This is a genomic window from Vibrio sp. 1401, assembly GCF_033340295.1.
The window spans coordinates 1-543 of sequence record NZ_JAWOWF010000746.1 but is presented as its reverse complement, the minus strand read 5'-3'; the positions used below and the strand labels follow the sequence as shown (position 1 = coordinate 543).

At 42.9% G+C, this 543-nt stretch carries 1 pseudogene; it reads right to left on the bottom strand.

What is annotated here, in order from left to right:
- A pseudogene (gene thrA, locus R7Z77_RS27920) lies at nucleotides 1-467 on the bottom strand (bifunctional aspartate kinase/homoserine dehydrogenase I); the annotation flags it as partial.
- Between the last annotated feature and the right edge of the window lie 76 nt (nucleotides 468-543).

The following is a 543-nucleotide window of genomic DNA, read 5'->3' as shown; positions in this document are numbered from 1 at the left end:
GCATACAGATATTCAACAGGATCAATGAGGTTCGCTTTTTGCCCTTTAGCTTCCAGTACCGCCTTCATCAATTGAATCGAAACTCGCTCACCTTTACTAATGATGCGAGCATTGACGTTGTTTGGACACATACCAAGTAAGTTAATGCCGTGCACAAACTGACGCAGTTGAGAAAGAGAGGTTTTAACTTGGTTATCGAACGCCGCACCTTCTAGGTTAGGCAATACCGCTTGGATATCAGCAAAAAGCGTTTTAAACGACTCTTCCAACTCATTGATTTGCAGCTCAGCTTCACCATTGCGAAGTGCACCTTCAATGACTGCGACTAACTTATTCGTCGTTTTACCCGGTGCCGAAAGTACAACGGCCACTTCTTCTTGTTGAGCGTTATTGGCAATGATATCTGCCGCTCTTAAAAAGCGATCTGCATCCGCTAGTGATGAACCGCCAAACTTCAATACTCGCATCCCTTCCTCCGATGTATTTTCTTAATTTTTGTCTAAATTCTGTCTAAAAACGCATAAAAAAAGGCCTGTATCTTGT